This is a genomic window from Roseovarius bejariae (assembly GCF_009669325.1).
GTDB classification, from domain to species: Bacteria; Pseudomonadota; Alphaproteobacteria; order Rhodobacterales; family Rhodobacteraceae; genus Roseovarius; species Roseovarius bejariae.
This window is the reverse complement of sequence record NZ_SZWE01000001.1, coordinates 1,549,466-1,575,131: the sequence shown is the minus strand read 5'-3', so window position 1 is coordinate 1,575,131 and position 25,666 is coordinate 1,549,466. Positions and strand designations below refer to the sequence as shown.

General features: G+C 63.0%; 23 protein-coding genes and 1 riboswitch. Of the genes, 9 read left to right on the top strand and 14 right to left on the bottom strand.

Going from position 1 to position 25,666, the window contains the following annotated elements; all coding sequences use genetic code 11:
• Positions 1-12: 12 nt before the first annotated feature.
• A riboswitch (glycine riboswitch) is annotated at positions 13-99 on the top strand.
• 161 nt (positions 100-260) lie between these two features.
• The 3 genes from gcvT to gcvP all read left to right on the top strand — a co-directional run bounded on the left by gcvT (position 261) and on the right by gcvP (position 4,708).
• The gene (gene gcvT, locus FDP25_RS07560) at positions 261-1,388 is read left to right on the top strand and encodes a glycine cleavage system aminomethyltransferase GcvT (RefSeq protein ID WP_154150427.1); all 1,128 of its coding nucleotides are present in this window, start codon (positions 261-263) and stop codon (positions 1,386-1,388) included.
• A gap of 17 nt (positions 1,389-1,405) precedes the next feature.
• Entirely contained in the window at positions 1,406-1,765 is a 360-nt protein-coding gene (gcvH, locus tag FDP25_RS07555; RefSeq protein WP_154150425.1) for a glycine cleavage system protein GcvH, read from the top strand.
• 93 nt (positions 1,766-1,858) lie between these two features.
• Complete coding sequence (gene gcvP, locus FDP25_RS07550; protein ID WP_154150424.1) at positions 1,859-4,708, top strand: aminomethyl-transferring glycine dehydrogenase; 2,850 nt, start codon at positions 1,859-1,861, stop codon at positions 4,706-4,708.
• A gap of 85 nt (positions 4,709-4,793) precedes the next feature.
• On the opposite strand, the gene FDP25_RS07545 is transcribed toward gcvP, so the two are convergent.
• From FDP25_RS07545 to FDP25_RS07535, 3 genes are all read right to left on the bottom strand, one after another.
• Positions 4,794-5,654 carry an inositol monophosphatase family protein gene (locus tag FDP25_RS07545; protein WP_154150422.1) on the bottom strand — a complete coding sequence of 287 codons (861 nt, stop codon included), beginning with the start codon at positions 5,652-5,654 and terminating at the stop codon, positions 4,794-4,796.
• Positions 5,655-5,740: 86 nt separating this feature from the next.
• Complete coding sequence (locus FDP25_RS07540; RefSeq protein ID WP_154150420.1) at positions 5,741-8,260, bottom strand: ABC transporter permease; 2,520 nt, start codon at positions 8,258-8,260, stop codon at positions 5,741-5,743.
• Entirely contained in the window at positions 8,251-8,949 is a 699-nt protein-coding gene (locus FDP25_RS07535) for an ABC transporter ATP-binding protein (RefSeq protein WP_154150418.1), read from the bottom strand. Before FDP25_RS07535 ends, FDP25_RS07540 begins: the two co-directional genes overlap by 10 nt.
• Positions 8,950-8,989: 40 nt before the next feature.
• Between FDP25_RS07535 and FDP25_RS07530 the strand changes: the two genes are divergently transcribed.
• Positions 8,990-9,643 carry an arylesterase gene (locus tag FDP25_RS07530; RefSeq protein ID WP_154150416.1) on the top strand — a complete coding sequence of 218 codons (654 nt, stop codon included), beginning with the start codon at positions 8,990-8,992 and terminating at the stop codon, positions 9,641-9,643.
• A 54-nt stretch (positions 9,644-9,697) separates the two neighbouring features.
• Here FDP25_RS07530 and FDP25_RS07525 read toward each other — a convergent pair whose 3' ends face one another.
• The 3 genes from FDP25_RS07525 to FDP25_RS07515 form a co-directional block, all read right to left on the bottom strand.
• The gene (locus FDP25_RS07525; protein WP_154150414.1) at positions 9,698-9,904 is read right to left on the bottom strand and encodes a cold-shock protein; all 207 of its coding nucleotides are present in this window, start codon (positions 9,902-9,904) and stop codon (positions 9,698-9,700) included.
• A gap of 220 nt (positions 9,905-10,124) precedes the next feature.
• Positions 10,125-10,691 (bottom strand): L,D-transpeptidase, encoded by a 567-nt coding sequence (locus FDP25_RS07520; protein ID WP_154150412.1) that lies wholly within the window; start codon positions 10,689-10,691, stop codon positions 10,125-10,127.
• Between the two features lie 76 nt (positions 10,692-10,767).
• On the bottom strand, positions 10,768-11,928 hold the full coding sequence (locus FDP25_RS07515) for an NAD(P)/FAD-dependent oxidoreductase (RefSeq protein ID WP_154150410.1): 1,161 nt from the start codon (positions 11,926-11,928) through the stop codon (positions 10,768-10,770).
• 156 nt (positions 11,929-12,084) lie between these two features.
• Here FDP25_RS07515 and FDP25_RS07510 point away from each other — a divergent pair, with 156 nt between their 5' ends.
• Positions 12,085-12,480, top strand: a complete 396-nt coding sequence (locus FDP25_RS07510) for a BrnA antitoxin family protein (protein WP_154150407.1) — start codon at positions 12,085-12,087, stop codon at positions 12,478-12,480.
• Between the two features lie 156 nt (positions 12,481-12,636).
• Here FDP25_RS07510 and ettA read toward each other — a convergent pair whose 3' ends face one another.
• The gene (gene ettA, locus FDP25_RS07505; protein ID WP_154150405.1) at positions 12,637-14,292 is read right to left on the bottom strand and encodes an energy-dependent translational throttle protein EttA; all 1,656 of its coding nucleotides are present in this window, start codon (positions 14,290-14,292) and stop codon (positions 12,637-12,639) included.
• Between the two features lie 75 nt (positions 14,293-14,367).
• Complete coding sequence (locus tag FDP25_RS17390; RefSeq protein WP_154150403.1) at positions 14,368-16,158, bottom strand: EAL domain-containing protein; 1,791 nt, start codon at positions 16,156-16,158, stop codon at positions 14,368-14,370.
• A gap of 196 nt (positions 16,159-16,354) precedes the next feature.
• Between FDP25_RS17390 and FDP25_RS07495 the strand changes: the two genes are divergently transcribed.
• The 4 genes from FDP25_RS07495 (at position 16,355) to FDP25_RS07480 (ending at position 20,692) form a co-directional block, all read left to right on the top strand.
• On the top strand, positions 16,355-16,972 hold the full coding sequence (locus FDP25_RS07495) for a nicotinate-nucleotide adenylyltransferase (protein WP_154150401.1): 618 nt from the start codon (positions 16,355-16,357) through the stop codon (positions 16,970-16,972).
• Positions 16,973-17,013: 41 nt separating this feature from the next.
• On the top strand, positions 17,014-18,504 hold the full coding sequence (gene dacB, locus FDP25_RS07490; RefSeq protein WP_154153243.1) for a D-alanyl-D-alanine carboxypeptidase/D-alanyl-D-alanine endopeptidase: 1,491 nt from the start codon (positions 17,014-17,016) through the stop codon (positions 18,502-18,504).
• A 51-nt stretch (positions 18,505-18,555) separates the two neighbouring features.
• On the top strand, positions 18,556-19,158 hold the full coding sequence (locus tag FDP25_RS07485) for a glutathione S-transferase (protein WP_154150399.1): 603 nt from the start codon (positions 18,556-18,558) through the stop codon (positions 19,156-19,158).
• Positions 19,159-19,252: 94 nt separating this feature from the next.
• Positions 19,253-20,692, top strand: coding sequence for a mannose-1-phosphate guanylyltransferase/mannose-6-phosphate isomerase (locus FDP25_RS07480; protein WP_154150397.1), 1,440 nt, complete (start codon positions 19,253-19,255; stop codon positions 20,690-20,692).
• Between the two features lie 8 nt (positions 20,693-20,700).
• On the opposite strand, the gene FDP25_RS07475 is transcribed toward FDP25_RS07480, so the two are convergent.
• From FDP25_RS07475 to FDP25_RS07450, 6 genes are all read right to left on the bottom strand, one after another.
• A complete protein-coding gene (locus FDP25_RS07475) occupies positions 20,701-21,663 on the bottom strand; it encodes a hypothetical protein (protein WP_154150395.1) in 963 nt (320 codons plus the stop codon).
• Between the two features lie 88 nt (positions 21,664-21,751).
• On the bottom strand, positions 21,752-22,717 hold the full coding sequence (locus FDP25_RS07470; RefSeq protein ID WP_154150393.1) for an acetyl-CoA carboxylase carboxyltransferase subunit alpha: 966 nt from the start codon (positions 22,715-22,717) through the stop codon (positions 21,752-21,754).
• 137 nt (positions 22,718-22,854) lie between these two features.
• The gene (locus tag FDP25_RS07465; RefSeq protein ID WP_172982765.1) at positions 22,855-23,268 is read right to left on the bottom strand and encodes a hypothetical protein; all 414 of its coding nucleotides are present in this window, start codon (positions 23,266-23,268) and stop codon (positions 22,855-22,857) included.
• 92 nt (positions 23,269-23,360) lie between these two features.
• Positions 23,361-23,972 (bottom strand): hypothetical protein, encoded by a 612-nt coding sequence (locus FDP25_RS07460; protein WP_154150389.1) that lies wholly within the window; start codon positions 23,970-23,972, stop codon positions 23,361-23,363.
• The gene (locus tag FDP25_RS07455; protein ID WP_154150387.1) at positions 23,969-24,955 is read right to left on the bottom strand and encodes a hypothetical protein; all 987 of its coding nucleotides are present in this window, start codon (positions 24,953-24,955) and stop codon (positions 23,969-23,971) included. The genes FDP25_RS07460 and FDP25_RS07455 overlap by 4 nt, the downstream gene beginning before the upstream one ends.
• A 41-nt stretch (positions 24,956-24,996) precedes the next feature.
• Positions 24,997-25,599, bottom strand: a complete 603-nt coding sequence (locus FDP25_RS07450) for a LysE family translocator (protein WP_154150385.1) — start codon at positions 25,597-25,599, stop codon at positions 24,997-24,999.
• Positions 25,600-25,666: the final 67 nt, after the last annotated feature.

Genomic DNA, 25,666 nt, shown 5'->3' with positions numbered 1-25,666 from the left:
GTATACTAACGTCTGCCGTGGATGGGAGAACCGGCCATGCCGGTGCCGAAGGAGCAACCGCCCCGGAAACTCTCAGGCGACAGGGACCATCCGAAGGACGAATGACTCTGGAGAGATCCCGGCACAGGTCGGGGCGCCGAAGGGATAGCGATCTCAGGCCAAAGGACAGAGGGGGCATCGTTGTACGGCCAATGTGGCACGTGCGGAACCGATGCCGGATTGATCCCCGATCAGACGGCGCAGAATTGGGAGATGACCCGATGAGCGACGCCTTGCGCCAAACCCCCCTTCATGCATTGCACGTGGAGTTGGGAGCCAAGATGGTGCCCTTTGCGGGCTATGACATGCCGGTGCAATACAAGCTGGGCGTGATGAAGGAGCACCTGCATTGCCGCGCGGCGGCAGGGCTGTTCGATGTCAGCCACATGGGGCAGGTGATTGTCCGCGCGCCGGGCGGCTATGACGAGGTGGCCCGCGCGATGGAGGGCTTGGTGCCGGTGTCTGTGCTGGGGCTGGCCGAGGGGCGGCAGCGCTATGCCATGTTCACCAATGATCGGGGCGGTATCATGGATGACCTGATGCTGGCCAACCGGGGCGACCACCTTTTCGTGGTGGTCAATGCCGCCTGCAAGGCGGCGGATATTGCGCATATGCGGGCAGGGTTGCCCGGCTGCGAGGTGGACGAGATCACCGACCGCGCGCTGTTGGCCCTGCAAGGCCCGAAGGCCGAGGCGGTTTTGGCCCGTCTGGTGCCGGATGTGGCCGGGATGCGGTTCATGGATGTGGCCGTGAAGGTGAGCCAATTCGGCGAACTGTGGATCTCGCGCTCGGGTTATACCGGGGAAGACGGGTATGAGATTTCGGTCACGGCGGATCAGGCCGAGGGCTTTGCCCGCGCTTTGCTGGCCGAAGACGAAGTGGAACCGATCGGCCTTGGCGCGCGGGATAGTCTGCGCCTGGAGGGCGGATTGTGCCTTTATGGGCATGACATTGACGAGGGCACGACGCCGGTCGAGGCGGCGCTGTCCTGGGCCATTCAGAAGGTGCGCCGCGCGGGCGGCGACCGGGCCGGGGGCTTTCCGGGGGCCGACGTGATCCTTGAGCAACTGGACAATGGCGCGCCACGCAAGCGCGTGGGTCTGCGCCCCGAGGGGCGCGCGCCGATGCGTGAGGGCACGCAGATCTACGCAAGCGCCGAGGGCGGGGAGGCGATAGGCCATGTCACCTCGGGCGCCTTCGGGCCGACGATTGGCGGGCCGATGTCGATGGGGTATGTCCCCAGTGACCATGCCGCCGAAGGCACGGAACTTTTCGGGGATGTGCGGGGCAAGCGCCTGCCGGTGACGGTGGCGGCCCTGCCCTTTACCCCGGCCAACTTCAAACGCTGATCAACAGGGAGAGAGCGATGAAATTTACCGAAGAACACGAATGGCTGCGCGTCGAGGGCGATGTGGTGGTCGTGGGGATCACCGAGCACGCCAGCGAGCAACTGGGCGATGTGGTTTTCGTGGAATTGCCCGAGGTGGGCGGCGAGGTGGCCAAGGACGACGAGGTCGTGGTGATCGAAAGCGTCAAGGCCGCAAGCGATATCCTGGCCCCGCTGGATGGCGAGATCACCGAGGTCAACGAGGCGCTTGTCGATGAGCCGGGCAAGGTGAATGACGATCCCATGGGCGATGCGTGGTTCTTCAAGATCAAGGCCAGCGATCTGAGCCAGATGGACGATTACATGGATGAAGCCGCCTACAAGGACTTCATCGGGTAACGCCTGTGCCTTGGCCGGGGATGCCTCCGGCGGGAGTATTTTGGGAAAGATGAAACAGGGGGCGCCAAGACGCCGCCCCGGGGAGCATGAAAGATGTCGTTCAAGCCGACGGACTACCTGCCGTATGATTTCGCCAACCGCCGCCACATCGGCCCCTCGCCCGAGGAAATGGACGAGATGCTGGAGGTGCTGGGGGCGACAAGCCTTGAAGGGTTGGTGGATGAGACCGTGCCGAAATCCATTCGGCAGGACGCGCCGCTGGACTTTGGCAAACCGCTGTCGGAGCGGGAGTTGATGCACAAGATGCGGATGACGGCGGGCAAGAACAAGGTTCTGACCTCGCTCATCGGGCAGGGGTATTACGGCACGGTCACGCCCCCGGCGATCCAGCGGAACATTCTTGAAAACCCCGCGTGGTACACCGCCTATACCCCCTATCAGCCCGAGATCAGCCAAGGGCGCCTTGAGGCGCTTTTGAACTACCAGACCATGATCAGCGACCTGACGGGCCTTGAGATCGCCAATGCCTCGCTTCTGGACGAGGCGACGGCCTGTGCCGAGGCGATGACCATGGCGCAGCGGGTGGCGAAATCGAAGGCCAAGGCGTTTTTCGTGGATCGGGATTGTCATCCGCAGAATATCGCGGTGATGAAAACACGCGCTGCGCCCTTGGGGATCGAGGTGATCGTCGGCAACCCTGACAAGCTGAAGCCCGAAGAGGTCTTCGGGGCAATTTTCCAATATCCGGGCACCTATGGGCATGTGAAGGATTTCACCAGTCATATCGGCATGTTGCACGAGCATAAGGCGATTGGCATCGTGGCCGCCGATCCGCTGTCGCTGACCCTGTTGAAGGAGCCGGGCGCGATGGATGCCGATATCGCCGTCGGCAGCACGCAGCGCTTTGGTGTGCCGATGGGATATGGCGGGCCGCACGCGGCCTATATGGCCTGTCGCGATGCCTACAAGCGGTCGATGCCCGGGCGGATTGTCGGCGTGTCGGTGGATAGCCACGGCAACAAGGCCTATCGGCTGTCGCTGCAAACCCGCGAGCAGCATATCCGGCGCGAAAAGGCCACCAGCAACGTCTGTACCGCGCAGGCGCTTTTGGCGGTGATGGCCTCGATGTATGCCGTGTTCCATGGGCCCAAGGGCCTGAAGGCGATTGCGCAGCGTATTCACCGCAAGACCGCGCGTCTGGCCAAGGGGCTGGAGGCGGCGGGCTTCAAGGTGGATCCGAAGGTGTTTTTCGACACGATCACCGTGGATGTGGGGCCGCTGCAATCGGCGGTTCTGAAATCGGCGGTGGACGAGGGCGTGAACCTGCGCCGTGTCGGCGAAACCCGGGTCGGCATTTCGATGGACGAGGCGGCGCGCCCGGCGACCATCGAAGCGGTCTGGCGGGCTTTCGGGATCACCCAGAAGGACGATGATTTCACGCCCGAGTACCGCATCCCCGAGGACATGCACCGGGGATCCGAGTACCTGACCCATCCGATTTTCCACATGAACCGGGCCGAGACCGAGATGATGCGCTATATGCGGCGCTTGGCGGATCGGGATTTGGCGCTGGATCGGGCGATGATCCCGCTGGGGTCGTGCACGATGAAGCTGAACTCGGCCGCCGAGATGATGCCGGTGAGTTGGCGCGAGTTTTCGCGGCTGCACCCCTATTGCCCCGAGGATCAGGCCGAAGGGTATCTTGAGATGATCCGCGATTTGTCGGCCAAGCTGTGCGAGATCACCGGCTATGACGACCTGTCGATGCAGCCCAATTCCGGGGCGCAGGGGGAATATGCGGGGCTGTTGACCATTGCCGCCTATCACCGCGCCAATGGCGAGGGGCATCGCAATATCTGTCTTATTCCGATGAGTGCGCATGGCACCAACCCGGCGAGTGCGCAAATGGTGGGCTGGAAGGTGGTGCCGGTGAAGTCGGATGAAAACGGCGACATCGACATGGAAGATTTCCGTGCCAAGGCCGAGCAGCATTCGGAGAATCTTGCCGGCTGCATGATCACCTATCCCAGCACCCATGGCGTGTTCGAGGAAGGGGTGAAGGAGATTTGCCAGATCACCCATGATCACGGCGGACAGGTGTATATCGACGGGGCGAACCTGAATGCCATGGTGGGGCTGAGCCGCCCCGGTGACCTTGGCGGGGACGTGAGCCATTTGAACCTGCACAAGACCTTCTGCATTCCGCATGGCGGGGGTGGACCGGGCATGGGGCCGATTGGCGTGAAGGCGCATTTGGCACCGCATTTGCCGGGTCATCCCGAGACCGGGGGGCAGGAGGGGCCGGTGAGTGCGGCGCCTTTCGGCTCGCCGTCGATCCTGCCGATCAGCTGGGCGTATTGCCTGTTGATGGGGGGCGAGGGCCTGACGCAGGCGACGCGGGTGGCGATCCTGAATGCCAACTATATCGCGAAGCGGTTGGAGGGGTCCTATGGCGTTCTTTATAAAGGACAAAATGGACGTGTCGCGCATGAGTGCATCATCGACACCCGGCCCTATGCGGAAAGCGCGGGCGTCACGGTGGACGATATTGCCAAGCGGTTGATGGACAACGGATTCCACGCACCGACTATGAGCTGGCCGGTGGCGGGGACGCTGATGATAGAGCCGACGGAATCGGAGACCAAGGCCGAGCTGGACCGTTTCTGTGATGCGATGCTGGCGATCCGCGAGGAAATCCGTGAGATCGAGGAGGGGAAAATCGACAAGGAAAACAACCCCTTGAAGCATGCCCCGCATACCATGGAGGATCTCGTGAAAGAGTGGGATCGGCCCTATACCCGGGAGCAGGCCTGCTTCCCGCCCGGCGCGTTCCGGGTGGACAAATACTGGCCACCGGTGAACCGGGTGGATAACGTTTATGGTGACCGGCATCTGGTGTGTACTTGCCCGCCGATGGAAGACTATGCCGAGGCCGCCGAATAGCTTTGGCAGATGTACAACTTGTACGCTTGGGGGGTGGTTTTCGTACGAAAATCACCCCCTTGGCTTGAGACCCTTCTGGTGTGCCTCAGTCCAGCAAAAAAGCAAAATGGTCGCGCAGGCGGTTCCATGTGTCTTCGTCGGGCGCGGCAAGGATATGCCCCTTGGTGATGCCCGCGGTGTAGTCACGGCCATCGAGCATCCGCGCCACACCTCCCGCCTGTTGACAGATCAGGATCCCTGCGGCGTGGTCCCATGGGTTGGGGACGCTGGAAAGCGCGAAATCCATCCCGCCTTGGGCCAGTGTGCGGTATTCGTGGCACGAGCAGCGCAACATCAGGGTGCGGGCGAAATCGGGTAGGGTGGCCGACATGCGGGCCTGCACCTCATCGGGCATGAGGTAGAGGTGGACATAGCCCGAAAGCGCGCTGAGGTCGCCACCACGAGACACCGACAGGGGCCGTGCGGCGCCGACGTTGCGCGACAGGTGGGCGGTATTGTCCAGATCGGCGGTGATCCAATCGTCCATGACCGGATCGTAGAGCAGGCCGAAGACTGGTGTGCCGAACCGGGTTGCGGCGAGGATCACGCCAAAGAGTGGCAGGCCATGGGCGAAGTTCCATGTGCCGTCCAGCGGGTCGAGGATGAAGGCCAGTTCGGCCTCGTCGATCTTGCCGCGCAGGTCGGGATCGCTGCTGGCGGCTTCTTCGCCGACGACAAGGGCGTGCGGGAACATGCCCTGAATCCCTCGGGCCAGCATCGCCTCGGCAGCCAAGTCGGCCTCGGTCACCAGGTCGTGGGGTGAGGATTTCGCCGAGATGTCGGCATGACCAAGGTTGCGGAACCGCGGCATGATCTCGGCCTTGGCGGTGCGGCGCACGAGATTGATAAGCGCGGTTTTTTGCGCGGTGCTGAGCGTGGTGAGGGCGACGGGCAGGGAATCTGTCATGGCGGGGTCCGGGGGTGATGGAATCTCGGAAGAAGGGGTGCCAGCTTAGCCGGTGATGTGCAACGTGGCCAGGTCGTGTGCGGCGGCTATTCGCGCGCGCGAAGGATGCGGGCGGGCCGGGCGCGCAGCGGACCCCATGCAAAGGCAAGGCCCGCCAGCAGGCTGATGAGTGCTCCGCCGAGGATGATGGCAAGGGCCGAGGGCCATGCAATCGAGAATTCGGTTTCCATGACGAAATGGCTGACGGCCCATCCCCCGGTCAGGCCCGCCGCAAGCGCAACGAGGCCCGCCGCCGCGCCTAATATAGCTGTGCGAAGGGCAAGGCTGATCAATAGGTTGGAGCGGGTGGCCCCCAGTGTCTTGAGGATCGCGGCCTCGCGGGTGCGGGCGGATTGATCGGCCGCCGCCGCGCCGATGAGGACCAGAAAGCCGGTGAGAAGCGTTGCTGCCGCCCCCCAAGTGGTGGCCGAGGCCAGCCCCGCCAGCAGATCGGAGACCTGCGCGATCGCGTCGCGGACGCGAATGGCAGTGATGTTTGGGAAGCGGTTTGCCACGTCGCGGAGGATCTGCGCCTCGGCCTCTTCCTTGGCGTAGACGGTGGCGATGAAGGTATGTGGCGCGGCCTCGATCGCGGCGGGGTTCATGACCATGATAAAGCCCATCCCGGCGGTGGAAAAATCCACCTCGCGGAAGGAGGTAATTTCGGCGGTGATGTCGCGGCCAAGGATGTTGAGGGTCAGTTCGTCGCCCAGCTTGAGGCCGATTTCCTCGGCTTCCTCGGCGGCGAAGCTCACCTGTGGTTTGCCTTGGTTGTCCGGGTCCCACCATTCGCCCGCCACAATGCGGGTTCGGTCCGGCAGGGTGGCGGCATAGGTAATTCCGCGATCCCCTTCGACGACCCAGTGACCGGGGGCGACCTCGGTGGCGGGGGTGCCGTTGATCCTGGACAGGATGCCGCGCAGCATGGGGGCGCTGTCGATGCCGCTGACCGCCGGGTCGCTTTCCAGCCTTTCGCGAACCAGCGGCATCTGGTCCTTCTGGATGTCGACGAAGAAATAGGATGGTGCGCGTGTTGGCAGGTCGCGGGCGATGGCGCCGCGCAGGTTGCTGTCGATCTGGCCCACGGCGGCCAGCACGGAAAGGCCAAGACCCAGTGACAGGACAACCGGCCCGGCGGTGGTGCCGGGGCCACCGATGGCCGCGAGCGCCCAGCCGAGGGCGGGACGGCCCCGGGACAGCGGTTTGAGATGCCGCGCCGCGTGGCGAATGCCCCATGCGGCCAACGCAAGAATAACGAGCGCGCCAGCGATGCCGCCTGCCGTCCAGAGCGTCAGCGCGAGGTTGCCCGAGAAGGTGGCGGCGGCGGTGACCAGAAGGGTCGTCAAAAGCGCCGTCGCCAGCAGGTAGGGCCAACGGGGCAGGCTGCGTGTGCCGGAAAGGGCCTCGCGGAACAAGCTGGCGGCGCGGGTTTCCTGTGCCCGGGCCAGAGGCCAGAGGGTGAATATGAGGACTGTCAGAATGCTGTAAAGCGCGGCCTCGGCCATGGGGCCGGGATAGGGGGCGAAGGCGGCGGGGACCGGCAGGCGGGCCTCGATCAGGGGCGCAAGCAGAATGGGCAGGCCGACACCAAGGGCTAGGCCGATGACAAGCCCAAGACAGGCCAGTGCCCCGGTCTGGATCAGGTACGTGAGGAAGATCGTCTGCCCATCGGCCCCAAGTGTGCGCAGGGTCGCAATGGTTTCGGTCTTGGTCGCGAGATAGGCGCGCAGGGCGGCGGAAATGCCCACCCCGCCCACGGCCAGCCCCGACAACCCGACGAGAACGAGGAACGCCCCCAGCCGTTGCACGAATTCGGCCACACCGGGGGCGCCGTTGCGGGCATCGCGCCAGCGAAAGCCGCTGTCGGGGAAGGCCGTAAGCGCGGCCTGTTGGGTGGCGGCAAGATCGGTGCCTTCGGGCAGGTCCAGCCGGTAATCGCTGCTGTAAAGCGTCCCGGGGGCGAGCAGGCCCGAGCCGTCAAGCGCCGAGGTACGAAGGATGGTGCGCGGACCGAGGCCGAAACCGGCGGTGGCGTTGTCTGGCTCGCCCGTCAGGCGGGCGGAGAGGTGAAACGCCTTGGAGCCAAGGCGGACGGTATCGCCGGGGGTCAGCCCGAGGCGATCCACGAGCACGGGATGCATGACAAGGCCGGGCAGGCCGTTTGCCCCGTCGAGCGCATCGGACAGTGGCATGGGTGGGTCAAGCGTGACCTTCCCCAAAAGCGGGTAGGCATCATCGACGGCCTTGACCTGTGTCAGCCCGCGCTCGCCATCCGACGTGGTGACCATGGAGCGGAAATCGACCACCTCAGAAACGCGCAGGGCGGTGTCGTCCATCCATGCGCGCTCGGCCTCGGAGGCGAAGCGGTAGGTGATTTCGATCTCGGCGTCGCCGCCCAGAAGGGTTGCCCCCTCCTGCACAAGGCCCTGCCCGATGCTTTCGCGCACCGTGCCCACGGCGGCGATGGCCGCGACCCCAAGGATGACACAGGCCAGAAAGATGCGGAAACCGCGCAGCCCCCCGCGCAGTTCCCGCCGGGCAAGACGGGCAGCGGTGATCAGGCGCATACGGCATCCTCGGCTTGTCCGGTTGCGATGCGCCCGTCGCTGAGGGCAATGACGCGGTCACAACGATCGGCGAGGTCCGGGGCATGGGTGACCATGACAAGGGTCGCGCCATGCCGGTCGCGCAGGCCGAAAAGTAATTCGATGATCCCCGCGCCTGTGCGGCTGTCGAGGTTGCCGGTTGGCTCGTCCGCCAGCACGATGTCGGGCCGGGGGGCGGCGGCGCGGGCGAGCGCCACGCGCTGTTGTTCGCCGCCGGAAAGCTGTGAGGGATAGTGGTGCATTCGCGCGCCGAGGCCCACGGCCTCAAGCTCTTCCTGTGCGCGGCTTTGGGCGTCGCGTTTTCCGGCCAGTTCCAGAGGGGTCGCCACGTTTTCCAGCGCGGTCATGGTGGGGATCAGGTGGAAGGATTGAAAGACCACCCCGAAGTGATCGCGGCGCAGGCGGGCGAGGGCATCTTCGCTCATGTTCGACAGGTCGTGGCCAAGGGCGGTGACCTGCCCATCTGTTGCCCGCTCCAGCCCGCCCATCAGCATCAGCAGCGAGGATTTGCCGGAACCCGACGGCCCGACGAGGCCAAGTGTCTCGCCACGGTGGACATCGAGCGTGATCGCATCAAGTATCTGGACAGGCCCCGCGTTCCCCTGAAGCGTGAGCGCGGCGTTATCGAGAGACAAGACGGGATCGGACATGCGCAGGCACCTGAGACGAGGACGATGGTTCAGATATGGCATGGCTTGGCTTAAGGGCAAGGCGGGCTTGGGTTTTCTTTGCGTGGTGATGCCATTTGCCGCCATGGCCGAAGAGCTTCGGATTCTTGCCCTCGGCGACAGCCTGACCCAGGGGTACGGATTGATCGAGAGCGAGGGATTCGTGCCGCAACTGGACGCCTGGCTTGAGGCGCAGGGCGCCGAGGTGGCGGTGATCAACGGGGGTGTTTCGGGTGACACCAGCGCGGGCGGGGCCGCGCGGGTGGATTGGAGCCTGACGCCGGATGTGGATGCGATGATCGTGACGCTGGGGGGCAATGACCTGCTGCGCGGGATCGACCCGGACGTCACGCGCGACAACATCAAGGCCATTCTGAGCGCGGCACAGGCCAAATCGGTCGAGGTGCTATTGGTGGGGATGCAGGCGCCGGGCAATTATGGGCCAGAGTACAAGCAGGCCTTTGACAGCCTGTACCCGGAATTGGCCGAGGATTATGGTGTTCTTTATGTCGAGAGCTTCTTTGACGGGATAGGCACATCCGACCCGGCGCAGGCGCGGGTGTTTTTCCAGGATGACGGGATTCACCCCAATGCGGAGGGGGTGGCGAAAATCGTCGAGGGGTTGGGGCCAAGGGTTCTTGACCTGATTGACCGGGTTGGCGACCCGGGGGCCTGAACGCAAACAGGGCCCCGGTAGGGCCCTGTCAAATCACTTACCGAAAAGGCCGGATCAGGCCAGTGCGATGTTCGACGCCGCTTCGCGGCCATCGCGGCCTGCTTCGATGTCGAAGGTCACTTTCTGGTTGTCGGCCAGGCCGGTCAGGCCGGCACGCTCAACAGCGGAAATATGAACGAAAACGTCCTTGCCGCCGCCCTCGGGCGCGATGAAGCCGTAGCCTTTGGTGGTGTTGAACCATTTGACGGTACCAGTTGCCATCCGTCAGTCTCCTTTTGTCATATGCTGCCCGCGGTAGTGCGGCAGCCCGGCAAAGTCAGTGCTAGATCGAGTGACTGAGCCGTTAGAGGAGCAGATGGTCGATAGAGGTAACGTCGCGGTGAAGAATATGGGCCAATGCCGGATCAATTTCAAGGATTCGGCATTGGCGCCCTACGCCCGAATTATCATGGACGTACCAAGGGTTTAGGTGCCTGTGAACTTACAGAACCGTGACCGTGGTGCCCAGTGGGACGCGCTCATACAGGTCTTTCACATGGGCGTTCAGCATACGGATACAGCCGTTGGAGACCGAGCGCCCGATGGAGCGTGGCGCGGTCGTTCCGTGGATGCGGAAATAGGTGTCGCGCCCGTTCTGGAAGAGATAGAGCGCGCGGGCCCCCAGCGGATTGCTGGGCCCGCCGGGTTGGACGTAATCGTTGTCCTTGAACTTGGCGTAGGTTTGCGGCTCACGTTCGATCATCTCGTTGGTGGGGCGCCATGTGGGCCACTTTTTCTTGACGTCGATGGTCGCCGTTCCGGTGAATTGCAGACCCGCCTTGCCGACGCCCACGCCATAGCGCAGGGCCTCTTGCTCGCCCGTCAGGAAGTACAGGAAATGCGCCCGCGGCAGGATCAGCAATTGACCCGGTTCATAGGGGGCGCGGACGCGGACCTTGGTGGGCTTGAATTTATCTGCAACCTCGAAGGCATGGGCGGCCCCCGGGAGAATTGCAGGTGCGGCGAGGGCGGCCATGCCGGTGGCCATGAAGTGGCGACGTTTGATCATTGGTGCGTTCCCCTTGTTGCACAGCCCACCTATGGTGCCACCGCCCGTGAGAAAAATCAAAACCAAGTGATTGGTTTCAAGGATTTTTACGGCGGATGTTGCGCCAGCACGCCGCGGGCAGGCGGGTGAGGACACGCAGGAGAAGGGCCGGGTACTCTGTCTCGCCAGACAGAAGGTGCATGTAGTTGCGTTTGAGGCTGCGGGAATTGGCGAAGCTTCGGGCGAAGAAGGCTTGCAGGTGTGGTGCGAAGATCAGTGGGCGCAGGAGACGGGCCTGTATAATGGCGTTGCGGATCGGGCGCGTGGCGCGGCGATAGTGTGTAAGGGCCTGATCCGGCTTATTTTTCCCGATGGCGTGGGCGACGGACAGAGCCGCCAGTTCACCCGAGTGGATGGCGTGGCCGATGCCCTCGCCGGTGATCGGATCGACAAAGCCCGCCGCATCCCCCGCCAGCAGGATATTGCCGCGGCCGGGGCGGGATTTACCCTCGCCGAAGGGCAGGAAATGGCCCTTGATCTTGGCGCCTTGGCCGGTGTCCAGCAGATCGAGATAGGTGGAGAGGCAGGGTTTCATATCGGGGTTGTGGGTGTGGAGCCCGGCAACCCCTACGGTGGTGGAGCCGCGTTTGGGGAAGGACCAGCCATAGCCCCAGCGGGCGGCGGCGAAATCGATCCTGATAGGCGTGGCCAGGGTTGCGGTTTGGGCCGGGGCTTCGATTTCAAGGGCGAAGCCGACGCGGGCGGGGTCGAAGGCGCGGCTGAAAAGCTCTTTGGCGACAATGCTTTGCACCCCATCGGCGCCGATGAGCGCCTTGAACGAGAGGGGCTCGCCACGGTCCAGCGTGACCCGGTTCTGCGCAAGATCGAGTGTGGAGACCCGGTGGCCGGTGTAATCCTGTGCCCCCGCCGCGCGGGCATGGCCCAACAGCTGCGCATCGAAGGCGCGGCGCATGGTCAGGTGCAGGGGCGGGACGTCATCCAGCCTGCCAAGGTCTTGACCCTGCATGAAAAATTCGAAGTTGCGGCGGGTGTCGAAGAGGTCCTCGGTGATCGCTTGCCCGAAAATCCGTGCCAGATGCGCCGCGCAACGGCCCGTCACCAACCCGCCGCAAAGCTTGTCCCGCGGAAAGCGCGCCTTGTCGATCAGCACCACGGAAAGCCCCGCACGCCGGGCGGTGACGGCGGCGGCACTGCCTGCGGGGCCTGCGCCCAGAATGACCAGATCGACCTGTTTCATAGCCTGTTCATAAGCCCTGCGGCATGGGCCGAAAACCCGTGTCGGTATCGTGTCGGTGATTTGTCGGTGTCGCGTCGGTGGCAGCGCGCGCCCTGCTCAGGCCCCGTTAACCCCGTTTCGCGAGGGTGTCGGCCTGCTGCAAAAGGAGGGGCGCCGATGGCCCGGATGACCAAGACCGAAAAGCTGGCCCGTGAGGGGCTGATGAAGAACCTCGTGTTCCTGTCGCAGGAGACATGGATTCCGGCGACCATCGCGCTGGAGGTCCCCGAGGCGTGGCACACGCTGGAGGCGGATGTGGACGTGGAGGAACCCAAAGAGAAGGTGACGCTTTACCTGGATCGCTCGGTCGCCCGGTTTTATCGGGCGATGGGCAAGGGGTATCACGCGCGGATCAATCGGCTGCTGGCGACATGGGCGCAGATGAAGATCGCCGGAGAAGTGGAATTGGAAGCCAAGCTGAAAGAGCGGCTGGGCTGGGGGGAGAAGGTGGAGGTGCCGGAGGGGGAGGAAACAGAAACCCCGCCGGAAACTGCTGAGATACCGGAGGTGTAAAGCCCTCCGCGCGGCTTGGTGGGCGTTGGGTGTGAGGTCCCGGATCGGGTCCGGGACCTGACTGTGATTGCTGCGGTACCCAGAATTGCAACCGGGGTGGGCACGCGTTTCCTTTGGAAACGCTTTCGCCCACCCGTCGAACGCGGGCGTTCGACGTTACCGATTAAACTTCTTATGCTTGATCCGCTTCGGCTCCAGTGCATCCGGGCCAAGGCGGCGCTTCTTGTCTTCCTCGTAGTCCTCGAAGTTGCCTTCGAACCATTCGACGTGGGCTTCGCCTTCGAAGGCGAGGATGTGCGTGCAGATACGGTCGAGGAAGAAGCGGTCGTGGGAGATGACCACGGCGCAGCCGGCGAAATCGACGAGTGCGTCTTCGAGCGCGCGGAGGGTTTCGACGTCCAAATCGTTGGTCGGTTCGTCGAGCAGGAGCACGTTGCCCCCCGATTTCAACAGGCGGGCCATGTGGACGCGGTTGCGTTCGCCGCCCGACAGAAGCGAGACCTTTTTCTGCTGGTCGCCGCCCTTGAAGTTGAAGGCCGAGCAATAGGCGCGGGAGTTCATTTGCGCGTCGCCCAGTTGGATGATCTCGGCGCCGCCGGTGATCGCCTCCCACACGGTTTCATCGTCCTTGAGGTCATCGCGGGATTGATCGACGTAGGACAGGTCAACGGTGTCGCCGTATTCAACGGTGCCTTCGTCGGGCTGTTCCTGCCCCGTCAGCACCTTGAAGAGCGTCGATTTACCCGCGCCGTTGGGGCCAATCACGCCGACGATGCCGCCGGGGGGGAGGGAGAACGACAGGTCCTCGATCAGGAGCTTGTCGCCCATGTGTTTTTTCAGCCCGTTGACCTCGATCACCTTGGAGCCGAGGCGCGGGCCGTTGGGAATGACGATCTGGGCGCGCGCGAGTTTTTCGCGCTCGGACTGGTTGGCGAGGTCGTTATAGGCGTTGATCCGGGCCTTGGACTTGGCCTGCCGGGCCTTTTGGCCCTGACGCATCCATTCCAATTCGCGTTCCAGCGTTTTCTGGCGCGATTTATCCTCGCGCGCTTCCTGTTCCAGCCGCTTGGCCTTTTGTTCCAGCCAGCTTGAATAGTTGCCCTCGTAGGGGATGCCGCGGCCGCGGTCGAGTTCCAGAATCCAGCCGGTGATGTCGTCGAGGAAATACCGATCGTGGGTGACGATCAGGATGGTGCCCTTGTAGTCGATCAGGTGCTGTTGCAGCCACGCGATGGTTTCGGCGTCAAGGTGGTTGGTCGGCTCGTCGAGAAGCAGCATGTCGGGCGCTTCGAGCAGCAGTTTGCACAATGCGACGCGGCGCTTTTCCCCGCCCGAAAGCGTGGTGACATCGGCGTCATCGGGGGGGCAGCGCAGGGCCTCCATGGAGACGTCGATCTGCGCGTCGAGATCCCAGAGGTTCTGGCTGTCGATCTCGTCTTGCAGGGCGGCCATTTCATCGGCGGTCTCGTCCGAGTAGTTCATCGCCAGTTCGTTGAAACGGTCCAGCTTGGCCTTTTTGCCGGCCACGCCCAGCATGACGTTTTCGCGGACGGTCAGCGCGGGGTCGAGTTGCGGCTCCTGCGGGAGGTAGCCCACCTTGGCGCCTTCGGCGGCCCAGGCCTCGCCGGAGAATTCGGTGTCGAGGCCGGCCATGATTTTCATCAGGGTGGATTTACCGGCGCCGTTGGGGCCGACCACGCCGATCTTCACGCCGGGCAGGAAGCTGAGGTGGATATTCTCGAAGCATTTCTTGCCGCCGGGGTAGGTCTTGGAGACGCCCTGCATGTGATAGACGTATTGATAGGCTGCCATGGTGTACCGCTCCTGCGAGGAAAGACTTGGGTCTTTGGCGATATAACCGTGGGGGCAGGGCGGGGCAATGGGCGGTCAGCCCTGTTTTTCGGGCGCTTTCGGCATGGTGTGCTGACGTAGCCAGTTGATCATGGCGTCGACCTCCATGGGGCGGGCAAGGTGGAACCCCTGGATCAGCGGGCACTTGGCACGGCGGAGGATTTCAAGCTGTGCGTTGGTTTCCACGCCTTCGGCGATGACCTTCATGTTCAAAAGCGCGCAGAGCCGGATGATCGAACGGATGATGACCCGGTTACGGGGGTCGTGTTCCAGCCGCCCGATCATCGAGCGATCCAACTTGATCGCGTCGATGTCGAAAGCCGACATATGTGCCAGCCCCGCATAGCCGGTGCCGAAATCATCCAGCGCCACGCGCACGCCAAGGCGCTTGAGGCGATCAACGGCGGTCACCACGTCCAGATCGCCGCCTTCGAGGATCGTGGTTTCCAGTATCTCGACGCAGACCGAGGAGGCGGGCAGGCCACGCGATTGCAGTGCCCAGTCCAATAGGCCGGGATAGTTGGAGTCGGCGAGGATCGCGCAGGAGACATTGATCGACATGCACATATCCGGAAACCCGTTTTCGCGCAGGTTTACGAGGGCATCCAGCGACAGGTTCATCGAGATATAATCGACCTCTGCCATCAGGCCGGTTTTGCGGGCGGTTTCAAGAAAGACCCCGGGGGCCAGTTTCCCACGCACCGGATGATTCCACCGCAAGAGGGCCTCGCAGCCCGTGATCTTGTTGTTCGGGAGGAGAAGCTGCGGTTGAAGGTGAACTTCGAACTGGTCTTCGGCCACCGCAGACTTGAGGTCACGGGCCAGTTGTTGTTGTGCTTTCTGGGCACGGCCCAGCTCCTTTGTGTAGAGCACGACCTGCCCACGGCCGCGGTTCTTGGCGGCGTATAGCGCTTGATCTGCCCGTTGAATCAGGGCCTCGCCAGTGCAGTTGCCGGATGTGCAAAGGCTGGCGCCGATCGAGATGCCGATGCGGATCGTCTGATCCTTCCACGGTAAGGGCGTGGAGATTTCGCTTAGCAGGCGTTCGGCACGGTCCATGAGGGTGTCCGGATCGTTGATCCGCAGGCAGACGAGCAGGAATTCGTCACCACCTGTCCGACAGACAAGATCATTCGGGTCGCAGGCGGCATGCAAGGCATCCGCGATGTGAACCAGCGTGGCATCGCCAGCGGCGTGGCCCAGCGTGTCGTTGATTTCCTTGAACTTGTCGACATCAAGCTGGAGCACACCGATGCCATGATATTTCAAACGCTCCGAGACAAGATTGGACGCAAAGTATTCTGACAGGCGCTTGCGATTGGCCAGCCCCGTGAGGTCATCGTGATAGGCGGCGTGTTGCAGGTCGACCTGCACACGGCGCAGTTCCTCTTCGGTTTCGACCTGATCGGTGACATCGCGGCAGGTGATGACGATCTTTTTCTGGTGGTCCAGCGGGCCCAGATCGATCACCGAGAAGTTTTGCTGGTTCCAGAAGCGCGAGCCATCGCGGCGCTGATGTTCTGTGAGGTGGTAGCGCCCGAAAAGATTGCTGTTCAGGTTATAGCGAAAAGACTTGAGCCGTTCAGTCGTCGGGCGCATGCCGGGCGGAAGGATGAATTCGTGCGGTTTTTTCCCTAAAGCCTCGTCCAGTGACCAGCCGAACATGGCTTCCGCGGCGGGATTGAGCCATTCAATATGACCTTCGACATCCTGAACGACGATTGCATCGCGGGTATGGTCCAGCACGAGGCCGAGGATCGCCTGTGCATTGGCCCATGTGCCCGGTGCCTGAAGAGGGACTGCTGTTTTTCGTTGATTTTGCGCCACGGGGACCGCCTGTTGCCGTCGTATGTTCGGTGCAGGGTGCGGCGATGCGGTTAATATCCGGTAGCTTGTGGCGTGATCCTGAAACGCGATTTGGATAAATTTGTAATGATTGAATCCGTGGCGTGATTTCGACTATGGCAGGTCGGGTGCTGGCCATGCCGATGTGGCATGGGGTGCACGAAGGAGGATTCGGTAGATGCGGATGGGCATGCCAAAGGCGCGGGCCGGTCAGGTGATCGGGCTTTTGGGGGGGTCGTTTGACCCGCCGCACGCAGGGCATGTGCATATCAGCCGCGAGGCCCTGCGCCGGTTTGGCCTTGACCGGGTCTGGTGGCTGGTGAGCCCCGGCAACCCGTTGAAAGAGCATGGCCCCGCACCGCTTGAGGCGCGCATGGCGGCCTGCCGGGATTTGGTGACGCACCCACGGATAGAAGTAAGCGACGTGGAAGCAGAGCTTGGAACCCGCTACACCGCCCAGACCCTTCGCGCGATTCAGGCGCGCTATCCGGGCGTGCGGTTCGTCTGGTTGATGGGGGCCGACAATCTGGCGCAGTTCGATCAGTGGCAGGACTGGCGGGACATCATGGCCCGCGTGCCGGTGGGTGTTCTGGCCCGGCCCGGACAGCGGATCTCGGCACGCATGTCGAAGGCTGCACAGGTGTATGATTCCGCGCGTTTGCGAGGCAAAAGGGGCCGTTTGCTGGGGTCTGCGGCCCCCCCGGCCTGGGCCTTTGTGAATGTGCCGATGCTGGACATATCCTCGACCCGGTTGAGGGCGCGGGGAGAATGGACCCCGGATGAAAAAGGGCAATGAAACGGATTGTCTGTTCGCCTGACCTGCGGTTAACTGATGGCATGAAAACAGGCGTGTCACGGCGGGCTTTTTTGGCGGCAGGAGTGTCGGTGCTGGGCGGTATGGCCTGGGCCAAGGCGCCCGCGGTGTCGCTGCGGCCCAGGTTGCGGCCTGACGGATTTGTCCGGCGCGCAGCCCCGGGGGCCGAAAGCCTGATCCGGGCGGCCAAGCTGGGCGGGGATGTGTCCTTTTCCGTGATGGACGTGAAAACCGGCCTGATCCTTGAGGAGCACGAGGCCAGCGAAGGCCAGCCGCCCGCCAGCGTGATGAAGGCGGTCACGGCGCTTTATGCCCTGAATACCCTTGGTGCCGGATATCGCTTCAAGACCCAACTTATTGCCACCGGCCCGGTCGAGGGCGGTGTTCTCAAGGGCGACCTGATCCTTGCAGGGGGCGGGGACCCGACGCTTGACACCGATGCCCTGGCCGATATGGCGGCGGCCCTGAAGAAAAAAGGTGTGCGCGAGGTGCGCGGCCGCTTCCGCACATGGGGCGGCGTGTTGCCATTCGAGAGGGTGATCGACCCGGGACAGCCCGCGCATGTGGGGTACAACCCGTCGATTTCCGGGCTGAACCTGAATTACAACCGCGTGCATTTCGAATGGCGGCGTGGTGGGGATGGCTACCAGGTGACGATGGACGCCCGCTCCAAGCGATACCGGCCCGAGGTGCGGGTTGCGCGAATGGTGATTTCGACGCGCTCATCGCCGGTCTATACCTACAAGGACCGCGGTGACCACGACAGTTGGAGCGTGGCGCGCGGGGCGCTGGGCGGGCGCGGGGCGCGTTGGCTTCCGGTGCGCAAACCGGCGGCCTATGCCGGTGAGGTCTTTGCCGTCTTCGCACGATCACAGGGGATCGTTTTGAAAGATGGCGGTGAATTGCGCCAGACGCCGAAGGGCACGGCCTTGGTTACCCATCAAAGTGCGCCGTTGCGCGATGTGTTGCGCGGGATGTTGAAGTATTCCACCAACCTGACGGCGGAACTGGTGGGTATGACCGCCACCCGCGCGCGCAAAGGGCAGGTGCCGTCACTGAAGGCTTCGGCCCGCGAGATGAGCCGTTGGGCACGCACCGAGCTGGGCATGAGCGGTGCCAAACTTGTGGATCACTCGGGGCTGGGAGCGGCCTCGCGCCTGTCGGCGCGGGCCATGACGCAGGCCTTGGTCAGGGTGCACGGGGATCGCGCCTTGCGGCCGATCCTGAAGGATATCGACCTGCGCGACGAGAATGGCCGCGTGGATCGCAATCATCCGGTGAAGGTACAGGCCAAGACCGGGACGCTGTATTTCGTGTCGTCGCTGGCGGGATACATGACCGCGCCGGATGGCACCAACCTGGCCTTTGCGATTTTGTGTTCCAATACGGGAAAACGTGCCAAGATCGACCCCAGCGTGACCGAGCGTCCGCCGGGCGCGAGGGGGTGGAACAGGCGCGCCAAGCGGTTGCAGCAGGCGCTGATCGAACGTTGGGGGATGGTCTACGGCAGTTGAGCCGGGACATGCCATGAAGGCGCTTGTCGCCGAATTCGGGAGGAGGTTCCCATGAAACTTGTCTTTGCCGCAGCCTCGCCATTCGTGCGCAAGGTGCATGTCGTCTTGCATGAAACCGGCCTTCTGGAGGAGGTCGAGATCGTGCCGGTGGCCACCTCGCCCTTTGACAGCCCGGCGGAAGTCGTGGCGGCGAACCCGCTGGGCAAGATCCCGGCGCTGATCCGCGACGAGGGGCCGTCGATCTATGACAGCCGGGTGATCTGCCGGTATCTGGATGATCGGGCGCAGGCGGGGCTTTACCCGCAGGCGCGCCTCTGGGAGGTGCTGACGCTGGAGGCCACGGCGGATGCCATCATGGAGGCGGCCATTTCGATCGTCTATGAGCATCGGTTCCGCCCGCCCGAAAAGGTTTATGACGGTTGGTGTGACGCGCAGTGGGGCAAGATCGACCGTGCGGTTGCGGCCCTGAATGCACGATGGATGAGCCACCTGAACGGGCCGTTGGACGCGGGCCAGATCGCCGTGGGCTGTGCCTTGGCCTATCTGGATTTCCGCCATGGCGAACGCAACTGGCGCAAGGGCAACGACGCGCTGGACGATTGGTTCGCGGTTTTTGCCGAGCGCGAGGCGATGCGGGCCACGCGCCCGGAGTAGCGCCGGGCCAGAGTATCGGTTTGTATCCATGCAGGCGTGGATTTAGGAGATAAGGGCGGTGCAAGGGCCGCGCGGAGCAGACGAGGTTGAACCCATGGGTAGTGTTATCACACCTGTTATTTTGTGTGGCGGGTCGGGAACCCGGCTTTGGCCGCTGTCGCGCAAGAGTTATCCCAAGCAGTTCGTGCCAATGATCGGCGATGGCAGTTTGTTCCAACAATCAGCACAGCGGTTTTCCGGGGCGGAGTTCGCCGCGCCCGTGGTGGTGACCAACGCGGATTTCCGGTTCATCGTCACCCAGCAATTGGGCGAGGTGGGGATCGACCCCGGCCCGGTCCTGATCGAACCGGAGGGGCGCAATACCGCGCCCGCGCTTTTGGCTGCCGCCTTGGTGGTGGCTGAGGCCGACCCCGAGGCGATGATCCTTGCCGCGCCATCGGATCACTACATCAAGGATGCCAATGCCTTTCGCGCCTCGGTCGAGGCAGGGCGCGTGGCCGCCGAGGCGGGGCGCATCGTGACCTTTGGCATCGTGCCGGACCGGCCCGAAACGGGCTATGGCTATCTCGAACTGGGCGATGGCGACGCGGGCGATGTCGTGCTGCCGCTCAGCCGTTTTGTCGAGAAACCCTCGCTGGACCGTGCGCAGGAGATGCTGGATCAGGGCGGATACCTTTGGAACTCGGGCATTTTCCTTTATGCCGCGAAGACCCTGATCGCGGCCTTTGAGCGCCATGCGCCTGCGATGCTGGAGCAGGTGCGGGCGGCGGTTACGCAGGCGCAGGCCGATCTTGGGTTCCTGCGTCTGGCGCCCGAACCATGGGCGCAGTGCGAGGATATTTCCGTGGACGTGGCGATCATGGAAAAATTCGACGCGCTGTCGGTGGTCCGGCACGCTGCGGACTGGTCCGACCTTGGCGGCTGGGAGGCGGTGTTGCAGCATTCGGAGGCCGATGCCGACGAGGTGGCCTGTCAGGGGCCGGTGCGCGCGATCGAGTGCAAGGGGTCGCTTTTGCGGTCGGAAAATGACGGTCAGCAGCTTCTGGGGCTGGGCCTTGAGAACATCGTGGCGGTGGCCATGCCCGACGCGGTGCTGGTGGCTGACCGATCGCGAGTGTCGGAACTGGGCGATGCGGTGAAGGCGATGCGCAAGGCGGACATTGCGCAGGCCGATACCTTCCCCAAGGATCACCGGCCATGGGGCTTTTTCGAAACCCTCATTCTGGGTGGTCGCTTTCAGGTCAAACGTATCGTGGTGAACCCCGGCGCGGCCCTGAGCCTGCAAAGCCATATGCACCGGGCCGAGCATTGGATCGTCGTGGCGGGCACCGCCAAGGTGACCATTGATGACGAGGTCAAACTGGTGGGCGAGAACCAGTCGGTTTACATCCCTCTGGGTGCCGTGCACCGGATGGAGAACCCCGGCAAGGTGCCAATGGAACTGATCGAGGTTCAGACCGGCAGTTACCTGGGTGAGGATGACATCATTCGCTACGAGGATGTCTATGCCCGCGGGCAGGGCGCCAAGGGCTAACCCCCGGTTTAGTCGCCGATAACCTTGCCCTCGAAAACAAGCCGTTCGGAGGCCAGCGCCTCGGCCAGTCCATCGAGGCGATACCACAGCGTATAATCGGAATCATTCGAGGTGTTGAAAACCAGTGCGAGGCGCGGCGAACCAAGGTCTTCGGCCCGGGTCATGAAGCTGCCATAGGGGATCATGGCGCTGATGCTGATGAAGGTGTCACGATCCCGGCAGGCCGAGCTATCGGTTCCGCCAAGAACCAGATGTGTGAAATCCGCCGTGCATTGTGAACACAGTGTCAACGCGTCGCCGGGTTTGCAGACTTCACCTGGCGTCAGTTCGTGCAGCATGGTCCTGTCGTCGGTGTCGGCATCGTAAAGGGCGATCCCTTTGAGGCCCGTGATGTCCTTGGACGTGCCAAGGCTGCGTTCGATCTCGCGGGTGTCAATCATGGCATTGATTTCAAGGCTGGCCGTATTGAGAATACTTGCCGCCATGCAGGTTGTCAGTTCCGTGATCGAGGCATCGCGACCGATGCGATCTTCGCAGGCCTCGTAGGCCCGCACCGGGATGACCGGGCCGGCGTTGATCGGTTGTGGACTAAGTGAGTCTGTTTTCCTGTGCTCTTTCAGTGCAATGGTGTGATTTATCACCCAATCCCGGGTGCGTGATAAATAATCGTTCCACCCGCGACGCATGTCATACCAGCTTATATGCAGGGTCATTTCCGTTTGGCGCGACCGCAGCGCGGCGCGCATCATGTCGGCATGGGTATTGTGGGGCGAGACATACATCGCCGCGCCGCGCACATTGGAATGCGCCCGGGCCTCGATCACGTGCCATGCGCTGTCGGCGTGGCGCTTGGGGGTCGGGGTGTGGGGACTTCCGAGGGTTTGGCGGTTGTAAAACGCTTTGTCCTGTGCCTCGGCGGGAAGGGATGAAAAGGTCAGTGCGGCGGCGGTTAGAAGTAAAAATAAACGCATGGTTTCAATGCGTAACGCGGATCACATGGCCTGTCCATGGTCGCACCCAAGGGCCAACGGCCGTGCCGGGCTGTTAGCAGCCGGGGGATTAGGCCGCGAGGCCCTTGTTCCCGAGGTCCAGGAATTTCTTGCGGCGATCCTTGATCAGTTTTTCAGGGCTTTTGCCTTCGAGTTCCGAGAGCAGGGATTTGATGCTTTCGCCCACCGAGGCGATCGCCGCTTCGGCGTTGCGATGCGCGCCGCCCAGGGGTTCTTCGATGACCTTGTCGGCCACACCCAGTTTCAGAAGGTCTTGCGCCGTCAGGCGCAGGGCCTCGGCGGCTTCGCGCATCTTCTCGGCGTCCTTCCACAGGATCGAGGCGCAGCCCTCGGGCGAAATCACCGAGTAGACCGAATGTTCCAGCATCGCCACGCGGTTCGCGGTGGCAAAGGCCACCGCCCCGCCCGAGCCGCCCTCGCCAATCACGCCCGAAATCAGCGGCACGCCGATTTGCAGGCATTTCTCGGTGGAGCGCGCAATGGCCTCGGACTGACCGCGTTCCTCGGCGCCTTTGCCGGGGTAGGCGCCGGGGGTGTCGACAAGGGTGATCACCGGCAGGCCGAAGTTATCGGCCATTTCCATCAGGCGGATTGCTTTGCGGTAGCCTTCGGGCCGGGCCATGCCGAAGTTGCGTTCGATCCGTGACTTGGTGTCGTTGCCCTTTTCATGGCCGATGACCATGACGGGTTTGTCATCCAGCCGTGCGAGGCCGCCCATGACGGCGTGATCATCGGCAAAGTTCCGGTCGCCGGCCAGTGGGGTGTATTCGGTAAAGAGCGCCTCGATGTAGTCGCGGCAATGGGGGCGTTCGGGATGGCGGGCCACTTGGCATTTGCGCCACGGGGTCAGCGATTTGTAGAGATCCTTGAGCATCCCCTCGGCCTTGCGGTCGAGCGCGCCGGCCTCTTCCTCGACATCCATCTTGTCTTCGCTGGATCGGGCGAGGGCGCGTAGCTCCTCGGCTTTGCCTTCGATTTCAGCCAGAGGTTTCTCGAAGTCGAGGTAATTGGTCATTCTACGCTCCCGGTTCAACGCTGCGATATATGGCCTTGTGCGTCATGATTTGCAATCGGTCAGATAAAAAGACAGCTCCGGCGCAAGGCGCGGAGCTGCAAGTTGGAAGGAAACGCAATTTTTTGTTTTTAGGGGGGTTAGTAACCGGCCAGTTCAAGTGCCTTTGCAAACTGGTCTTCGGTGAGGGTGGCGCGCCAGTGATCTACGCAATCGGAGCGCATCATCACCAGCCGGGTTTCGAGAACGCCCAATTCCTGCGCCAGTACCTGACGGTCTGTGCGTGGGGCGCCATCAATGATGGCGGCGCGTAGTCGGGCACGTGTGCCGCGGGCCTCGGCCTCGATGGCCATGCGCTGGGCGGGTTTCGCATCGAGCCATGCTTTGAGATCGGCGCGTTGATCGGTGTTGAGATCAAGAGCATCTGCATTTTGCGCGATTGTCTTGGTCAGGCGCATGATAGGGGCGGACAAACCGCCCATGTCGCTGGCCTGTGCCTGATGGGCGCCAAAGCCGGTGGCGATCGCAAGAATCAGGGTCGTGGTCTTGATCATGTTGCGCATTGTGTGGCCTGCGTTGTTCGTCTTGCAGGCACTACATGCGAGATTCGGAATGTTTTCCTTGATCTAAATCAAGAGTCGAAGATTCATGTTTCAAGCGCAGCACGAAGGGCCAATTCGGGTGAGGCAAGGACCGGGGCACGCATATCCGAAAGCCGCGCGGCGGCGGGCGCCATGGAGGCTTGGGCCAGCACCACGCAGGAAAGGTTCGGCAGCGTCATGGCGGCCTGACGAATCTCACCGGCGATGACGGAAGTGAAAGCGTCAGCCTCGCCCGCTTCGAAAAGCGGCCAATATTGCGTGAGGGGCAGCGGGTGAACCTTTTGCCGGGTGCCCGTGGCCTCAAGCGCGCGGTCAAGCAGGGCGAGGCTGGGTTCATAGGTGCTGTCGAGCGCATAGACAAGCATGATTGCCCCGCCGGTTTGCGCGGCGGCCTGCATCATCGGCCAGTCGATGCGCAGCGCACCAAGCGATTCGGCCACCTCGCCCAACGTGGTGCAGGTGCAAAGTGTCGTGCCCGGAGCCTTGGCGATGACGTGGGCCATATCGTCTGCGACGGTTTCATCCCCGGCGCGGGCGCGATCCAACCAGTCGGGGCGGGTGACATGGTGCATCTCGGCCCCCGGTGCGAGGCGATCGCGCAGGGTGTTGAAGGTGTCCTCGTGGACCTTGGCGGTGTGGATCAGGGTCAGGGTCATTGTTGGCCGATATGTTCGAGGGCGTGGCACGACAGCATGAAATCCTGATCACAGGCTTTGGACAGGGCATCCGTGGCCTTGGTCAAAGTCGCGGGCTCGGGCGTTTCGCGATACTCGCCCAGTTGCGTCATGCCGTAGGCCGAACAGCCGATGGCGTCGCCCCCGTCACAAGCCTTTTCCGCGATGGCAAGGAAGGCGTGTACATCCTTGGGCTTGAGGATGCGGGTGGCCAGAAGCGTGCAAATCTGACCGTGGCCGTCGTCACACAGGGTTTCCAGATCGGTGATGGTTTCGGCCTTGATCGGGGCCTCGGCGGGTTTGGAGGGCTCGGCTTGGGCAAGGCTGGTGACGGCGAAACCAAGGAAGAAGCAGGCGTCGTCAGACCCCACCACGCAACCTTGGGTCAGGAAATCGAGGCGCTCGAACGGTGTTTCTTCGGGAAGGTCGTAATCCTCGATCAGCCGACCAAGCCGCCCGCAGGCCAGCGCATCGCCATTTGTGCAGGCGGGGCGGAGGGCCTTGGCCTCGGTTTCGGCCAGGGTTTTGGCCTGTGCCATCAACTCGTGATGCGTGGGTTTTTCGGGGCGCGCATCGCCCATTTTGCGCAGGGCCTGCGCCTGCCAGTAGCAGCCGTTTGCCTTGCCCTCAGCGCAGGCTTGGGCGGTGGTTTGTAAAAGCAGAAGCGTGGCCTCGGCGGGGTTTGCAGCACTGGAGGTTTGGGCCTGTTTTTGCACGAGGTTGACCCACTTGAAACATTGGGCGAAGTCGCCCGCGCGGCAGGTGGCCTTGCCCTCGGCCACGGCGGTATCGAGCAGGCGTTGGGCGCGGTCGGGGTTTTTGGGGAAAGGCGGGATGCCATGCCTGTAGTAGGCGGCAATGGCCTCGCACTCATCAATCCTTGTGCCGTCACAGCCGGTTTGGCCAAAGCTGGGAGTGGCGCAGAGGGCAAGGGCCGCCCAGAGGGTGGCGAAAAAGGCGCGCATCGTGATGTCCCTTCAAGTGGCGTGAAGGGTGCCCCGCAGGGTCACCCGCCTGTGGGCCATAACACGGGGATCAGGGTGGCGACCAGAAGCGCGGCCATGGCAAAGTTGAATTTTTGCAGGGTGCCGGGGCGCTTGAGCAGGCGGCGGAGTTGCTGGCCCAGTACTGTCCAGCTCGTGGTGGACAGCAGGGACGCCGCTATATAGGTGCCCGCCACCCAAAGCACCGCCGGGATGTCACGGCTGGCGGCGTAAAGCGTGACCGCTGAAAGCGCCATGGACCACGCCTTGGGGTTGACCCATTGGAAGGCGGCGGCTTGCAAAAAGGTGAGGGGGCGGCCACTGGCCTCGGTCGCCTTCGGGGGGGCGGCATTGGCGATTTTCCAAGCCAGGTAGAGCAGGTAGCCGACGCTAAGCACCTTGAGGATCGTGTAGCTGAGCGGCCAGAGATCAAAGACCTGCATGACGCCCACACCCACCAGAAACACCATGGTGGGAAATCCCAATCCTATGCCCAGCATATGTGGCACCGTCCGGCGAAAGCCGAAGTTCGCGCCCGAGGCCATGAGCATCAGGTTATTCGGGCCGGGGGTGCCGGCGGTGACGAGGGCGAAGCCGAAGATGGCGGCAAGAAGGTCAAATGTCATGCGCGCAAACTTACGCGGGTTTGTGTGCATTTGGATTGCGTTTTCATGCGTTGGATGGATAGATGCA

What these genes read in the sequence shown, in the direction of transcription:
- FDP25_RS07465 (WP_172982765.1), bottom strand. Translation starts at nt 23,268, where the DNA reads ATGATCAAGACCACGACCCTGATTCTTGCGATCGCCACCGGCTTTGGC.
- FDP25_RS07530 (WP_154150416.1), top strand. Translation starts at nt 8,990, where the DNA reads ATGGCTTGGCTTAAGGGCAAGGCGGGCTTGGGTTTTCTTTGCGTGGTG.
- FDP25_RS07480 (WP_154150397.1), top strand. Translation starts at nt 19,253, where the DNA reads ATGGGTAGTGTTATCACACCTGTTATTTTGTGTGGCGGGTCGGGAACC.
- FDP25_RS07545 (WP_154150422.1), bottom strand. Translation starts at nt 5,654, where the DNA reads ATGACAGATTCCCTGCCCGTCGCCCTCACCACGCTCAGCACCGCGCAA.
- FDP25_RS07475 (WP_154150395.1), bottom strand. Translation starts at nt 21,663, where the DNA reads ATGCGTTTATTTTTACTTCTAACCGCCGCCGCACTGACCTTTTCATCC.
- FDP25_RS07460 (WP_154150389.1), bottom strand. Translation starts at nt 23,972, where the DNA reads ATGACCCTGACCCTGATCCACACCGCCAAGGTCCACGAGGACACCTTC.
- FDP25_RS07520 (WP_154150412.1), bottom strand. Translation starts at nt 10,691, where the DNA reads ATGATCAAACGTCGCCACTTCATGGCCACCGGCATGGCCGCCCTCGCC.
- FDP25_RS07450 (WP_154150385.1), bottom strand. Translation starts at nt 25,599, where the DNA reads ATGACATTTGACCTTCTTGCCGCCATCTTCGGCTTCGCCCTCGTCACC.
- FDP25_RS07515 (WP_154150410.1), bottom strand. Translation starts at nt 11,928, where the DNA reads ATGAAACAGGTCGATCTGGTCATTCTGGGCGCAGGCCCCGCAGGCAGT.
- FDP25_RS07455 (WP_154150387.1), bottom strand. Translation starts at nt 24,955, where the DNA reads ATGCGCGCCTTTTTCGCCACCCTCTGGGCGGCCCTTGCCCTCTGCGCC.
- gcvT (WP_154150427.1), top strand. Translation starts at nt 261, where the DNA reads ATGAGCGACGCCTTGCGCCAAACCCCCCTTCATGCATTGCACGTGGAG.
- FDP25_RS07510 (WP_154150407.1), top strand. Translation starts at nt 12,085, where the DNA reads ATGGCCCGGATGACCAAGACCGAAAAGCTGGCCCGTGAGGGGCTGATG.
- ettA (WP_154150405.1), bottom strand. Translation starts at nt 14,292, where the DNA reads ATGGCAGCCTATCAATACGTCTATCACATGCAGGGCGTCTCCAAGACC.
- gcvP (WP_154150424.1), top strand. Translation starts at nt 1,859, where the DNA reads ATGTCGTTCAAGCCGACGGACTACCTGCCGTATGATTTCGCCAACCGC.
- FDP25_RS07540 (WP_154150420.1), bottom strand. Translation starts at nt 8,260, where the DNA reads ATGCGCCTGATCACCGCTGCCCGTCTTGCCCGGCGGGAACTGCGCGGG.
- FDP25_RS07485 (WP_154150399.1), top strand. Translation starts at nt 18,556, where the DNA reads ATGAAACTTGTCTTTGCCGCAGCCTCGCCATTCGTGCGCAAGGTGCAT.
- FDP25_RS07470 (WP_154150393.1), bottom strand. Translation starts at nt 22,717, where the DNA reads ATGACCAATTACCTCGACTTCGAGAAACCTCTGGCTGAAATCGAAGGC.
- gcvH (WP_154150425.1), top strand. Translation starts at nt 1,406, where the DNA reads ATGAAATTTACCGAAGAACACGAATGGCTGCGCGTCGAGGGCGATGTG.
- FDP25_RS07525 (WP_154150414.1), bottom strand. Translation starts at nt 9,904, where the DNA reads ATGGCAACTGGTACCGTCAAATGGTTCAACACCACCAAAGGCTACGGC.
- FDP25_RS07495 (WP_154150401.1), top strand. Translation starts at nt 16,355, where the DNA reads ATGCGGATGGGCATGCCAAAGGCGCGGGCCGGTCAGGTGATCGGGCTT.
- FDP25_RS07535 (WP_154150418.1), bottom strand. Translation starts at nt 8,949, where the DNA reads ATGTCCGATCCCGTCTTGTCTCTCGATAACGCCGCGCTCACGCTTCAG.
- dacB (WP_154153243.1), top strand. Translation starts at nt 17,014, where the DNA reads ATGAAAACAGGCGTGTCACGGCGGGCTTTTTTGGCGGCAGGAGTGTCG.